Consider the following 12,488-nt stretch of genomic DNA (forward strand, 5'->3'; position numbering starts at 1 on the left):
TTGTTCGAAAGAGGGAAACGTCATGAACAAGCTTGCGTCCATTCTCGTGTGGGGTGTGCTGGCCGCTGTTGGCGCTCTCGCTTTCGCCAGGCTCGCGCTTGGGCGCGGTGAAAGTGTGAACGCGGTGTGGCTGGTGACCGCAGCCCTCATCGTTTATTTCATCGCATACCGCTTTTATAGCAAGTTCATTGCCGAACGCGTGCTGCGGCTCGACGATACTCGTCAGACCCCGGCCGAGCGCCACGACGATGGTATGGACTACGTGCCGACTAACAGGTGGGTGCTGTTCGGCCATCATTTCGCCGCAATCGCTGGCGCCGGTCCTCTGGTCGGTCCGGTGCTGGCAGCGCAGATGGGCTACCTGCCCGGCACGCTGTGGATCCTCGCAGGCGTCGTGGTAGCCGGTGCGGTGCAGGATTTCATCGTGCTCTTCGCGTCGGTGCGCCGGGACGGCAAATCCCTTGGCGAAATGATCAAGATGGAACTGGGCCCGATTCCAGGCTCGCTGGCTCTGGTCGGCGTGCTCGCGATCATGATCATCATTCTTGCTGTCCTGAGCCTGGTGGTGGTGAAGGCGCTCACGGCCAGCCCGTGGGGCCTGTTCACCATTGCGGCGACGATACCGATCGCGCTGCTGATGGGCGTTTACATGCGCTTCGTTCGTCCGGGGCGCGTGGGCGAAGCCTCCCTGTTCGGTGTCGTGCTTTTGCTCGTCTCGATCGTCCTGGGCAAGACGGTAGCCAACGATCCCACCTGGGCACCGATCTTTACGTTGACTGGCCCGCAACTGGCGTGGGCCCTGATTCTGTACGGCGCCATCGCCTCCAGCTTGCCGGTGTGGCTGATGCTCGCTCCGCGCGACTACCTCAGCACGTTCCTGAAGATCGGCACGATCGTGGCTCTCGCGGTGGGCATTTACGTCGTCGCCCCGGCTCTTTCGATGCCGCAGACCACACGCTTCATCGACGGCACCGGCCCGGTCTTCTCCGGCGCGCTCTTTCCGTTTCTGTTCATTACGATCGCCTGCGGAGCGGTCTCGGGGTTTCACGCGCTGATATCTTCCGGCACCACACCGAAGATGATCGAGCGCGAGTCGCATATGCGCCTGATCGGCTTCGGTGGCATGCTCGCCGAGTCATTCGTCGCAGTCATGGCGCTGACGGCGGCCTGCGTATTGCACCCGGGCATCTACTTCGCCATGAACGCCCCGGCGGCAATTATCGGCACCACCGCCGCACAGGCGGCGCAAGTCGTGTCCGGGTGGGGATTCGTCATCACGCCGGAACTGATCAACCAGACAGCCGTGAACATCGGCGAAACCAGCATCCTGTCGCGCGCTGGCGGTGCCCCGACGCTCGCCGTAGGCATGGCGCAGATTCTGGGCCAGGCCCTCGGCGGCCAGGCCATGGAGGCCTTCTGGTATCACTTCGCCATCCTGTTCGAGGCGCTGTTTATCCTGACCGCCGTGGACGCCGGCACGCGGGTCGGCCGCTTCATGATTCAGGACATGCTAGGCCACGTCTATCGGCCGCTGGGCAACACCCAGTTACTGCCCGCGAACCTGCTGTGCACCGGTATCTGCGTGGCGGCCTGGGGCTACTTTCTCTATCAGGGCGTAGTCGACCCGCTGGGTGGCATCAATACCCTTTGGCAGCTTTTCGGCGTGGGCAATCAGATGCTCGCTGGCATCGCTCTGCTGCTCTGCACCAGTGTGCTGGTCAAGATGAAACGCGAGCGCTACGTCTGGGTGACACTGGTGCCCACTATGTGGCTCCTGATTACAACGCTCACCGCCGGCATCCAGAAGATCTTCCACAGCGATCCGCGCATCGGCTTCCTTGCGCTGGCGCACAAGTTCAGCGATGCCGCCGCACAGCGGACCGTGCTTGCTCCCGCGAAGTCGCTTGCGGAAATGGAGCGGGTGGCCTTCAACAACTACCTGGACGCAATTGTCTGCGGCTTCTTTGTCGTGCTGGTAATCGCAATGTGCGTCTTCGCTGTCAAGATCTGCTTGCAGGCGCGGCGGCAGGCGCAGCCCACCGTCGTCGAGACGCCTGCTGTTGTGCGCGCTCAGGGGACCTGACCATGAAAACGATCTTCAATGGCAAACTTGTGGCGATGCCGGGAAAGGGCACGTACAACCGTCCCGGCAGCACTGCACTTGCGACACGGCTCTCGGAACTTGCGCGCACCATGCGCGGAGCGTGCATGCAGATGTTCGGCATGCCTGACTATGAACGCTATGTCGAGCACATGGCCTCCCGTCATCCGTGCGATCCGCTGATGTCGCGCGGCGAGTTCTTCACTTGGGCCGTCGATCGGAAATACTGTCGCAACGGACCGAGATGCTGTTAGGCCGGCTCGCGTCCTCTGTATGGCCATCCTCTTTTGCAGAGAACGCGCGAGTTGATTTCTAGACGCGGCGGGAGCGAGATTACCCCAATCATGCTTCCCGTTGCCCGCTTTCGCGAGGCTGGGTCGATGGACCGATCGCCAGCTTCCCAGTTCGGCCATCAAGAGGCGTTCGTCCTTCCTACGACCGGGACGTTCCAACGTCGGCTCCGCCGTTGAGACAGGCCACTCGATCGCGCGTCTCGGGCGCAAAATGGGACCTTGGAAAGCAACGGCTACAACGGTACGGCAACCGGTCAATGCAGTACCGCAGCAGACGTGTCCGTTCAATGGTTCGAACCGGAGGCGAAAGATGATCCCGAGCCGCAAAGCCGCCGCGCTGGTGTTACTCGCTGCATTGTCGCTGCGCATGTATGACGTACACGCGCAACACACTGACCAGCAAATCGCCGCCATCCTCATGGTCGCGAATCGAGCCGAAATCGAGGCGGGCAACCTCGCGCTAAGCCGAAGCCAGAGAAGAAGCATCCAGAATTTCGCTGGAAAAATGATCGCAGAACACAGGGACTTGTATCAATCAGCCGTCGAATTGACGCAGAGGCTGATGCTCTACCCCGAAGGGTTGTGGTGCAAATTCGGCAGGCGGGCGAGAAATCGCCCATTTTTCATGGACCTCAACGAGCTGAAAGAACCGCCATCCAGATCGAGGGCGAAGTGGTATCTTTGAGGTGCACGCCGGTGAGATCAAACTGGCCTTTGCGAATGCGATGCACCAGTTCGATGCCGGAGAGGGTCACGACCGCGTTCCGGAACCGCTTGAACCCGAGCATCACGTTCACCCGCGATTTGATGTGGCGGTGATCCTGTTCGATCAGGTTGTTCAGGTACTTCGAGGATCGCAATTTCGTTCGCCTGGGTAGCGACCCGTCAGTCTTCATCTCGCGGACCGCCCGATGAGATGCCGCGTAGCCGTCGAGCGTGATCGTTCCAGGAGCGCGCCCCTGAGTTCTGATCGCCTTCGCGAAGAATGCCTTTGCTGCCGCCACATCGCGCCTGGCGCTGAGGCGAAAATCGATCGTCTTTCCCGCCCGGTCAACAGCGCGGTAAAGATAGGCCCATTTGCCACGAATCTTCACGTAGGTCTCGTCGACTCGCCACGACTGACCGGCTGTCGTGGCCACCCGATTCCAGCGTTTGACGAACTCCGGCGTGTAGCGCTTCACCCAACGCAGGATCGTCGTGTGCGCGAGGGACAGACCGCGTTCCGCCATCATCTCTACTAGATCGCGCAGACTGAGCTTGTAGCGCAGATACCAGCGCACGCAAAGGACGATGACTTCGCGGTCGAAATGACGCCCGTTGAACAACCATTCGAGATCTTTCAGCTTGCTCATTGGCTCATGGTCGTCAAAATCTCAAGCGTAACAGACCGACGCAGCGGAATTGCACCACAACCCCCGCGACCTGGTCAGCGAGCTTCTGGATATCCATTTGCACCAACGCGCGACGTCACTGATTAGGTGGGCGGTTTCAAAGGTGAAGCGCAACAGCGGGTTAATGAACGGAAGCTGAAGTTATGGAAGCGGTTGCGAGCATACGTTCGAACACCTCGAATGGCGAATGAAATGCATGCGTAGCACGCGGTCGGCTGTTGAGGCTGTCGGCGATGGCATCGAGTTCGTCCTGGCTGTAGATCGAGAGGTCGGTGCCTTTTGGCAAGTACTGACGCAGCAGCCCGTTGGTGTTCTCACAGGTGCCGCGTTGCCAGGGGCTGTGCGGATCGCAGAAGTACACGCGCACGCCGGTGGCGGCGCTGAGCTCCTGATGGCGGGTCATTTCCTTGCCCTGGTCGTAAGTGAAGCTCTGGCGCAGGGGCGCAGCGATCGAATTCAGCTTCGCAGTGAAGCCGGCCAGGGCCGAGGCGGCGGTGGCGTCGTCCATCTTCGCCAGCAGCACCAGGCGACTGGTGCGCTCAACCAGCACGCCGACGGAAGACTGGTTGCCGGCACCCTTGATAAAGTCGCCTTCCCAATGGCCTGGCATCACCCGGTCATCGACCTCAGGCGGGCGCACATGGATGCTCACCATGTCGGGGATCTGGCCGCGCCGGTCAGTGCCCCGCTTGCGTGACATACGCGTGCTGTGGCCGTGGCGCAGACAGGCGATAAGCTGGCGGCGCAGCTCGCCGCGTGGCTGGGCATAGATGGCGGTGTAGATGGTCTCGTGCGAGACATGCTGGGTCGGATCGTTGGGCCACATGCGCTTGAGGGTACCTGAGATCTGCTGGGGCGACCACTTCCATTCCAGCAGGGTGAGTACCACGCGCCACGACACGCTTTGAGGGTGCAGCTTGGGACACGGGCGCGCAGCCTCGCGTCGGCTCGTGCTGAGCGCCTGCGCTGGTGCAGACGCATAGCCCACGGCAGAACACGTGTTCCTGGTCAGCTCGCGGCTCACGGTTGACGCCGCGCGCCCGAGTGTTCGGGCGATGACCTGAACGCTCGAACCCTGCTGCTTCATGCTTGCAATCGTCATGCGTTCTTCAGGCTGCAGTTGTTGGTAACTTCTTTTTTGCATTGGCACACCTTACACGAGCAAGGTGTTGCACTTCAAATTTGATCGCGCCGTGTCTACGTCAGACGAGTTCCTGATTGGTGATGTAGCGTTGCATGACGGCACGTCGTTATGCATAAAGAGGACGTTTGTCATCAAACGTTCACAAGACCAGTCATATGAGCTTGTCGTCATCTCCGTGTGGGCGGGCCGTGATGCTGCTTATTGCATTTGGCGTTGTCGGTAGCGCTCGTGGGTGGCGCCGGTTGGCCCGGTGACGAAAGGCACCCAACCCCGGCTCGCCACCGGGCTAAGTAATTCGGCAAAAATCAGACCCGCCTGTAACGCTTGAAAAGCGTCTCGCAGCTGCCTAAGATAAGGGCTAAGCGAATTCTCGCGAAAGTCGAGCGCATGCTAAACCCGCCAAACAATTTTCGGGCAAGGACAGTGCAGGAGTTCCGGCGCGTAACCGGCCTCGGTGTAACTCGACGCGACTAAGTCTTTACGAATTTCAGTTGTGGCTCCGACAAACTCGAACATCCTTTGTCTTGTTAAAAGACAAAGGGTCTAGTTGTATACCTTGGAGATGCGGAGGTTAAAATGAAAAAGCTATCAGTCGTGGCTGGACTATTGGTGACATTATTGTATGGAGGATTGGCAACAGCGGCAGACTCAGGCCCTTATCTGGTAGGGCATTGGAAGCTCAATGACAGCTTTACGGACTTCAATAGTCCGGCACCACCGATAGTGACTGATAACACAGAGTTTGTCTTCCTCAATCCCACGCCATTAACGCTCACGCTCGAATATGCTTTTTTTGATTCGCAGGGTACTTTTTGCGGTTGCGACCGCGATACCCTCAAGCCAAATGGGCGCACCCGGTACACTATGCAAGGCGAGTTGCTCGGTGGTCAGTTTTCTAGAACGCTGTGCCCCGGCACGAACACGGCAAATCCTCAGACCGACGGTGTAATGAAAACCATAGTCTTTACCAAGGCGGATAAAGATGGTGATAGCGTTGATGTTGGCGATGCGGCACAGGCGGGTTATCAAATTGATTTGTTCGGGAGCGGGAGAACAGAATCCGACTTGAAGGCAGTTATTCTGAATCAGCACACAAATGCTGAAATCACCTCAATTCACCGGCAGTGCAACAAGTTCATTAAAAAATAACTAACATCCAATACAAAAACTACTCAAGACATGGTCTCCGTTTAAATCTGGACGGCCGCTTTATTTTCGCCCAGTGCTTTGAAGGCGGACGTGCTGTACGCGTGGCGGGTCCATGCTCTTCGCAACCCAACGCTCCACGGCGAGCCGACGGACGTAGTGCAGAACCCGCTTTTTGCGAGGCATGTCGTGCAAGTAGCGAGCGTCTGGCTCATGAGCTTCACGCTAAAGGCGCTTCCTCTGGACGCTGCCTCCGCTGTTTGGACGAGCATCGTTGCGGCAGGCACCGCCTTGGTCGGAACCCTCAACCCAACTACGGCTTCGAAGTTGACTTCTTACCTGGTCGACGTGCGCAGACCAATGCAGAGTGAGCGGTTACTTCCGGTCGCCTTCCATATCCGAGCGATAGCACGCTGGGGTCTTCGAAACAGAATCGGTCCACTGCAATTGCGTCAGCAATACGGGAGCCGAGCGTCGCGTGCTGTCCAGTTCCACAGCGGGCGCATTGAAGTTTAGATGCACCGCCACGCTGGCGCACACGACCGCAAATCAGAACGCTAGCCAGCGTCGCGCCTCCTTCCCGAGGCTTAACTACCCGAGGCGTCGCGCTCAAGCTGTTCCAGGGATACGTGGCGAACATCGGCACCCTTCGCAACATAGACCACATATTCGGCGATGTTCTTCGCGTGGTCGCCGATACGCTCGATGGCCTTCGCAATGAACAGGTAGTCCAGTCCAATCGAGATGGTTCGAGGGTCTTCCGTCATGTATGTGACGAGCTTGCGCACGAATGCCCGGAACTCGTTATCGATGGCTTCGTCATCCCGGACAATCTATGCAGCGGCAACGGTATCCGTCCTCGCAAATGCATCCAGCGCTCTGCGCAGGATGTGTAAGGGCAATGCTGATTAAGTCCACCGATCCGGCACCTCAAGCGTTATAGAACTCGGATTGAACGAGGAAGGCGAAACAGGATGAAGCAGCAGACGCTGGCGATGGCAGCCGATCAAGGAGCGGGTTTCGAGACCCGCCGCAAACGCACGCGGCGCGACGAGTTTCTCGACACGATGAATGCGATCGTGCCATGGGCGCAGCTGTGCGCGGTGATCGAGCCGCATTATCCGAAGCGCGGCAATGGCCGCCCGCCTATTGGTCTTGAGCGCATGCTGCGGATCCATTTCGTGCAGCACTGGTTCAATCTGGCCGACTTCGCTTGCGAAGAGGCGCTCTACGACAGCGCCAGCCTGCGTCGCTTTGTCGGAATTGACCTGGGTTGTGAAGCCGTACCGGACGCGACGACGCTGCTCAAATTCCGGCGCCTGCTGGAAACGCACAAACTGGGCGAGCAATTGTTTGCCGAAGTCGGCCGGGTGCTGCAGGCCAGCGGCATGAAGCTCAAAAGCGGCACTATCGTGGACGCGACGATCATCGGCGCGCCGGGTTCGACGAAGAATGAGCAGAAGGCGCGCGACCCCGAGATGCATCAGACGCGCAAGGGTCGCCAATGGTATTTCGGCGCCAAGCTGCACATCGGTGTGGACAGCCAAAGCGGCTTGGCGCACAGCGCGGTGCTCACGCCGGCCAACGTGCATGACAAACACCCGCTACCGCAATTGCTGCACGGAAACGAGCGGCGCGTTTACGGCGATAGCGCCTATGCGAGCCAGAAAGCGCTGATCCACAGCAAGGCGCCCAAGGCACGCGACTTCACCAATCAGCGCACCCGCCGTGCGGGCGGCGAAGTCGACGAAATGCAACGGGGCAAGAACCGCAACAAGTCGAAGATCCGGGCCCGGGTCGAACATGTCTTCTCGGTCGTAAAACGACTGTGGGGATTTACGAAGGTGCGCTATCGCGGGTTGGCAAAGAACGCCAACCGGGCGTTCGTCGCGCTCGCGCTGGCCAACGTCTATCTGTCGCGCAGGCAACTGACGGCATCGGTACGCCCATAGTGGGCGAAAGGCGGGCAACGCGCCCGCCTACAAGGCCCGCGAGGGCCGAAAAGCAATTGCGCAAGCTCGGCTTCATGACTTGACGACGTTCAATTGCTGACAAGCTGCCAAATTCGCGGCTTGTTCAGCGAATGAAAGGGACTTCCCCCGTCCCGAGGCTGCGGTGGAAGCTGCGAATTGGTATCACAGTGCCATGATGGAGTCTCGAAGCTTCATCAACACCAACAAGAGGGGAAGTCCATGCCTGTTGTCACCGTGGGAATCGATCTGGCCAAGAACGTGTTTGCGATTCACGGAGTGGACGAGTCCGGCAAGGTTGTGCTGGTTAGGCCGCGCGTCATGCGGGACCAACTCATTTTGCTCATCGCCCAGCTGCCGCCTTGCCTCATCGGCATGGAAGCCTGTTCCGGCGCCCATCACGGCTTTGTCGCAGTAAGGATCAAAGAGCGAGCGAGATCGATATGCGAAGTACTGCTTATATTGCGAGCTCGTAGAATTGATCAGCGGCGGACGGATGGGCTCCGCGAGCACATTTCATCTGTCCTTTGGCGATCATGTGCATAATCTCAATGCCGGCCAGAAGGATCCGGGCACAGCGAAAGTTCTTGAACCCCAGCATGGGCCGCGTTCGTCGCTTGATCGCCCGATGATCCTGCTCGACCAGGTTATTTAGATATTGATATGACTTTCCATGTCAATCGCGATGTTGATTTTTCGCTTTTTCATAGGCGCGAGAATTCCCTGAGGGCGGCGTAGCAGTAAGGTCGACGGTGGATCACACTGATATCCGCGGATTGGCTACCGCATTACAGAGGTCCGCCTCATGAGCCTGCCGCTGTCTTGGGCCGCAAATTGGTGATGCCCGTTGCGAAATATCTTCGCGGGTTACTCGAGTGCCGGGCTACGCCGCCTTCAGGAAACTCCTCCACTTGTTGTCTTGCGTTGAGTGGCGGGCGGCTTACGCGGTCTGTGCGCTGCGTGACGTGGCAAGCGACATCGCCAGGCGGCTGATGTCCCAGATGAAGCCCGCTAGTTCACGGGCGACGGCGACCGTCGCGATATTGACGTGTTTGCCGCGCACTGCCAGCTTCCGGTATCGCCGGCACAACCGGACCTGCGCGTCCCAGGCGCGATCGATAATGGCCTTCGGAATACCTTCGTGCCGACGCTGGATGTCGCGGCTCACGCGCGCAGGATGCCGGTAGCTCCAGGCCGCCTCGACCAGCAGCTTTCTGGCGTAGCTGTTGCCGGTCTTGGTGATGCTACCCCGACGTCGCTTGTCGCCCGAGGAATGTTCCGACGGCGTCACCCCCAGCCATGCCATCAGTTGACGTGGATGTTCGAAGCGTGACAGGTCGCCCAGTTCCGACAGTATCCCGACGGCCGTGACGAACTGCACGCCCCGCATCGCCTGCAGTCCCAGCAGGGCTGGATAAAACCGCCAGTTGACGACTGCCTCGCGTAGCGCTGCTTCGAGGCGATCACACTGCGCGAGTCGGTCCTCGATCGTGCGCCGGTGTTCGTCAAACGCCAGTTGCCGCCACGGGTGCCCGAATGAATATGCGCTGAGCCAGCGCCGATGGGCGGCGCCCCAGTTCGCGTTCCCGGTATAGTGCACGCCATGCGAGAGCAGGAACGACTTCAGCCGCTGCCGCGCCTGCTTCAGATCGTCTCTGGCACCGGCCCATGCCCGCGCCAGATCCCGGAATGCCTCATCCTCGACGCCCGGGACATAGACCGCTGACAGGTCACCGGCGCGCAGCGCTCGCACCAGTTTGATCGCATCGCGCCGATCCGTCTTCACGCGCTCGCCGGGCTTCTTCGGAATCAGCGATGGTGCACACACGATGCAGTCGAATCCCTTCTGGACGAGCTGCCGGTAAAGCCCATAACCACACGGACCCGCTTCGTAGACGATGCGTACGTGTCGCCCCTTTGACTGCAGGCGCCTGCACAGGCGGTCGATATCGGCCTTCGTCGTACCGATCTTGCCGAGCAGTTCCACCTCGCCCATGCCGATCGCGTAGGCGACCGTGATCGAATCCTTGTGAACATCCAGACCGACGTACACCGTGCTATCGTTTTCCATGCTGGCCTCCGTGCCGGAAATCGCCGGGTGTGGCGCTGTCCACACCGTGCGGCTCTGGCAGCAATGCTAACCCGCGTCTGATTCGTCACGGCTGGCCAGCCCCTGCCTCACGGAAAGTCATACTGCCTTGACCTGGCGGATCCTGATGGGCGCTTCACGATCGGCATTGATCGCTTCGAGCGCGGCGAGATTGGCGCCGCTTTTGTCGATGGTTACCGTTTCGGGTATACCGTTCTGGGCGATCGATTTCTCAAAGTAACGCCGGGCCGCAGTCTTGTCCCGATGGGCGCGTAGCAGAAAGTCAATGGTGTTGCCGTCCTTGTCGACGGCCCGGTAAAGATACCGCCATTCCCCCTTGACGCGGATGTACGTTTCGTCCATCCGCCAGCTCTTACCCACCGGCCGTTTGAGGCGGCGAAACGCTTTCTCCAGCACCGGCAACAGCTTGATGGCCCAGCGGTGCACAGTCGAATGATCGACCGAAACGCCGCGCTCAGCCATCGTGTCTTCAAGGTGGCGTAGGCTCAGCGGATAGGCCACGTACCAGCGCACGCAGGTCAGAATCACGTCGAGCGGATAATGCAGGCGTTTGAGCACTCGGGCCACCGCCGGATTCATCGTCTTCATCGAGCTTTCAGTCGTTCGTGTCGTTCCGCCCATCATAGCGGACCGGCCTTACTGCAACAGAACCTAAAAAAAAGCCCGACGAGAAGACCGGCTGATTGTCTTCGTGGACGAGTCCGGCATCAGCGAGCGCCCGACCAGAGTCCGCACCTGGGCGCCCAAGGGACAGACGCCCATCATCCAGTTTCACTTCAACTGGAGTCACGTCTCGGTCATCGCCGGGCTCACGCGCACCAACTGTTTGTTCCGGCTGCACGAGGGGAGCATCAAGAAGGAAGAGATCGTCCAATTCCTCAAGGCGCTCAAGGCCCACCTGAAGCAGCCGCTGCTGGTGATCTGGGATGGCCTGAAGGCGCATCGCAGTCGTTTGGTGCGCGAGTACCTGGACAGCCTGGACGGACACATCCAGATCGCGTTCCTGCCGCCGTACGCGCCGGACATGAACCCGGTCGAATACCTGTGGGCCTGGCTGAAGCGCCACGCGCTGGCCAACTACTGCCCCAATGATCTCGGCGAACTGCGCGCGAGCGCCCGCAACAAGCTCAAGAGCGCTCAAAAGCGGCCTTCGATCATTGCCGCTTGCTGGATGCAGGCTACGCTGTGGTGACGTCATGAATTATGGAAGTCTCAATAATTTTGTTATTCGCTGAGCGATTTCAACCAATGTTGTAAAGGAATGGGCGGCCGGACGGCCAGATGCGATCATGAATTGAAGCAGTCGATGCTGGGCATGGAGCTGACGCTTCGCAGTCAGACTGTGCAAGGGGTCTACCAGGAGCTTTGGGGCGCCCTGGTCGCCTACAACCTGATCCGTCTGGAAATAGCCAAAGCCGCGCTTGATGCTGGGCACGCGCCTGAGGATCTGAGCTTTATTCGGGCCTTCCATATCATCCAGTATGAAATGACAGTATCCGTCAGCGCATCCCGTCTTGAACGCACGTACGCGCGGTGCGAAGGTGTAGCCATCGTAACGACGGAGCAATGCGATGGAGAACACCGCGGGAGAGACTGTATCGACGGGCACGCGGCGGCCTCGGCGGGGCGAGGCGTTCTGGCGAGAGATGGTCATGGCATGGAAAGGAAGCGGACTTGGCGAGCGTCACTTCTGCCGTGAGCAGGGACTTGCCGTCAGTACGTTCGATCTGTGGCGCAAGAAACTGTCGAACCTGGAGGATGAAAGCGAGCGTCCGCTGGCGGTCACCCCTGACGCGGCGTTCGTCGTTGCCCATGCGGGCATCGGGGCGCCGCCAGCGGTGCCATCACCGACAGTGGACACGTCGTCTACGCGTGATCGGGTGACGCTGTCCCTCGCCGGCGTTCGCATCGAACTGACGGGCGCGCACGCCGAGCGCATCGTGCGCTTCGTGCTCGGGCAGCTTGGAGGTGCGCGTTGCTGATCGCCGCCGACGTTCGTGCCTACATCTGCCGTGATCCGGTCGACATGCGCAAGTCGATCGACACCCTGTCGTATCTGGTCGAACCGCTTCTGGCCCAGAAGCCGGCCTCTGGCAATCTGTTCGTGTTCGTTGGTCGGGATCGCACGAAGGTCAAGTGCTTATATTGGGATCGCACCGGTTTCGCGCTCTGGTACAAGCGGCTTGAACACGGACATTTTCCATCACCGTCGTCACTCGCCCAACGTGGCTTCACGCTCGCTGAACTCAACGCCTGGCTGGAAGGCATCGAGATCCCGGCGCGCGAGCCGCATCGTGCCGTCGCAGTGAAGCGCGTGAGCTGAACTGGCTATT

The 12,488-nt window shown here is 59.7% G+C and carries 10 protein-coding genes and 6 pseudogenes; 10 read left to right on the forward strand and 6 right to left on the reverse strand.

What is annotated here, in order from left to right:
- Positions 1–22 precede the first annotated feature (22 nt).
- From OKW43_RS41625 to OKW43_RS41635, 3 genes are all read left to right on the forward strand, one after another.
- Entirely contained in the window at positions 23–2,083 is a 2,061-nt protein-coding gene (locus OKW43_RS41625) for a carbon starvation CstA family protein (protein WP_187639505.1), read from the forward strand.
- A 2-nt stretch (positions 2,084–2,085) separates the two neighbouring features.
- Positions 2,086–2,355 carry a YbdD/YjiX family protein gene (locus tag OKW43_RS41630; protein ID WP_187639504.1) on the forward strand — a complete coding sequence of 90 codons (270 nt, stop codon included), beginning with the start codon at positions 2,086–2,088 and terminating at the stop codon, positions 2,353–2,355.
- Positions 2,356–2,704: 349 nt separating this feature from the next.
- Positions 2,705–3,079 (forward strand): DUF4142 domain-containing protein, encoded by a 375-nt coding sequence (locus tag OKW43_RS41635; protein WP_429454659.1) that lies wholly within the window; start codon positions 2,705–2,707, stop codon positions 3,077–3,079.
- Here OKW43_RS41635 and OKW43_RS41640 read toward each other — a convergent pair.
- The gene (locus OKW43_RS41640; protein WP_187639503.1) at positions 3,027–3,746 is read right to left on the reverse strand and encodes an IS6 family transposase; all 720 of its coding nucleotides are present in this window, start codon (positions 3,744–3,746) and stop codon (positions 3,027–3,029) included. The genes OKW43_RS41635 and OKW43_RS41640 overlap by 53 nt on opposite strands.
- Before the next feature lie 160 nt (positions 3,747–3,906).
- Positions 3,907–4,929, reverse strand: coding sequence for an IS30 family transposase (locus OKW43_RS41645; RefSeq protein WP_429445436.1), 1,023 nt, complete (start codon positions 4,927–4,929; stop codon positions 3,907–3,909).
- Positions 4,930–5,505: 576 nt separating this feature from the next.
- On the opposite strand from OKW43_RS41645, the gene OKW43_RS41650 reads away from it, so the two are divergent.
- A complete protein-coding gene (locus OKW43_RS41650; protein ID WP_429454660.1) occupies positions 5,506–6,078 on the forward strand; it encodes a hypothetical protein in 573 nt (190 codons plus the stop codon).
- Between the two features lie 584 nt (positions 6,079–6,662).
- Here OKW43_RS41650 and OKW43_RS41655 read toward each other — a convergent pair.
- Positions 6,663–6,977: pseudogene (locus OKW43_RS41655) on the reverse strand (PhoU domain-containing protein); the annotation flags it as partial.
- Positions 6,978–7,049: 72 nt separating this feature from the next.
- Here OKW43_RS41655 and OKW43_RS41660 point away from each other — a divergent pair.
- Together OKW43_RS41660 and OKW43_RS41665 are read left to right on the forward strand one after the other, a co-directional pair.
- Positions 7,050–8,027 (forward strand): IS5 family transposase, encoded by a 978-nt coding sequence (locus OKW43_RS41660; protein ID WP_429454661.1) that lies wholly within the window; start codon positions 7,050–7,052, stop codon positions 8,025–8,027.
- 240 nt (positions 8,028–8,267) lie between these two features.
- A pseudogene (locus OKW43_RS41665) lies at positions 8,268–8,447 on the forward strand (IS110 family transposase); the annotation flags it as partial.
- 55 nt (positions 8,448–8,502) lie between these two features.
- Here the strand turns inward: OKW43_RS41665 and OKW43_RS41670 are convergent.
- The 3 genes and pseudogenes from OKW43_RS41670 to OKW43_RS41680 form a co-directional block, all read right to left on the reverse strand.
- Positions 8,503–8,706 (reverse strand): annotated as a pseudogene (locus tag OKW43_RS41670) (DDE-type integrase/transposase/recombinase); the annotation flags it as partial.
- Between the two features lie 279 nt (positions 8,707–8,985).
- A complete protein-coding gene (locus OKW43_RS41675; protein ID WP_429448269.1) occupies positions 8,986–10,116 on the reverse strand; it encodes an IS110 family transposase in 1,131 nt (376 codons plus the stop codon).
- Between the two features lie 126 nt (positions 10,117–10,242).
- Positions 10,243–10,743: pseudogene (locus OKW43_RS41680) on the reverse strand (IS6 family transposase); the annotation flags it as partial.
- 67 nt (positions 10,744–10,810) lie between these two features.
- On the opposite strand from OKW43_RS41680, the pseudogene OKW43_RS41685 reads away from it, so the two are divergent.
- The 4 genes and pseudogenes from OKW43_RS41685 to tnpB all read left to right on the forward strand — a co-directional run.
- Positions 10,811–11,347 (forward strand): annotated as a pseudogene (locus tag OKW43_RS41685) (IS630 family transposase); the annotation flags it as partial.
- Positions 11,348–11,446: 99 nt separating this feature from the next.
- Positions 11,447–11,644, forward strand: a pseudogene (locus tag OKW43_RS41690) (IS4 family transposase); the annotation flags it as partial.
- Positions 11,645–11,807: 163 nt separating this feature from the next.
- Entirely contained in the window at positions 11,808–12,137 is a 330-nt protein-coding gene (tnpA, locus tag OKW43_RS41695; RefSeq protein WP_429454662.1) for an IS66 family insertion sequence element accessory protein TnpA, read from the forward strand.
- On the forward strand, positions 12,131–12,478 hold the full coding sequence (tnpB, locus tag OKW43_RS41700) for an IS66 family insertion sequence element accessory protein TnpB (protein WP_147394152.1): 348 nt from the start codon (positions 12,131–12,133) through the stop codon (positions 12,476–12,478). The genes tnpA and tnpB overlap by 7 nt, the downstream gene beginning before the upstream one ends.
- The last annotated feature ends 10 nt before the right edge of the window (positions 12,479–12,488 follow it).

Origin of the sequence: Paraburkholderia sp. WC7.3g (assembly GCF_050436345.1) — a bacterium.
Taxonomy (GTDB): Bacteria; Pseudomonadota; Gammaproteobacteria; order Burkholderiales; family Burkholderiaceae; genus Paraburkholderia; species Paraburkholderia podalyriae.

Coding starts and splice junctions, on each gene's coding strand:
- OKW43_RS41660 (WP_429454661.1), top strand. CDS start 7,050: ATGAAGCAGCAGACGCTGGCGATGGCAGCCGATCAAGGAGCGGGTTTC.
- OKW43_RS41645 (WP_429445436.1), bottom strand. CDS start 4,929: ATGCAAAAAAGAAGTTACCAACAACTGCAGCCTGAAGAACGCATGACG.
- OKW43_RS41675 (WP_429448269.1), bottom strand. CDS start 10,116: ATGGAAAACGATAGCACGGTGTACGTCGGTCTGGATGTTCACAAGGAT.
- OKW43_RS41640 (WP_187639503.1), bottom strand. CDS start 3,746: ATGAGCAAGCTGAAAGATCTCGAATGGTTGTTCAACGGGCGTCATTTC.
- OKW43_RS41630 (WP_187639504.1), top strand. CDS start 2,086: ATGAAAACGATCTTCAATGGCAAACTTGTGGCGATGCCGGGAAAGGGC.
- tnpA (WP_429454662.1), top strand. CDS start 11,808: ATGGCATGGAAAGGAAGCGGACTTGGCGAGCGTCACTTCTGCCGTGAG.
- OKW43_RS41625 (WP_187639505.1), top strand. CDS start 23: ATGAACAAGCTTGCGTCCATTCTCGTGTGGGGTGTGCTGGCCGCTGTT.
- OKW43_RS41635 (WP_429454659.1), top strand. CDS start 2,705: ATGATCCCGAGCCGCAAAGCCGCCGCGCTGGTGTTACTCGCTGCATTG.
- OKW43_RS41650 (WP_429454660.1), top strand. CDS start 5,506: ATGAAAAAGCTATCAGTCGTGGCTGGACTATTGGTGACATTATTGTAT.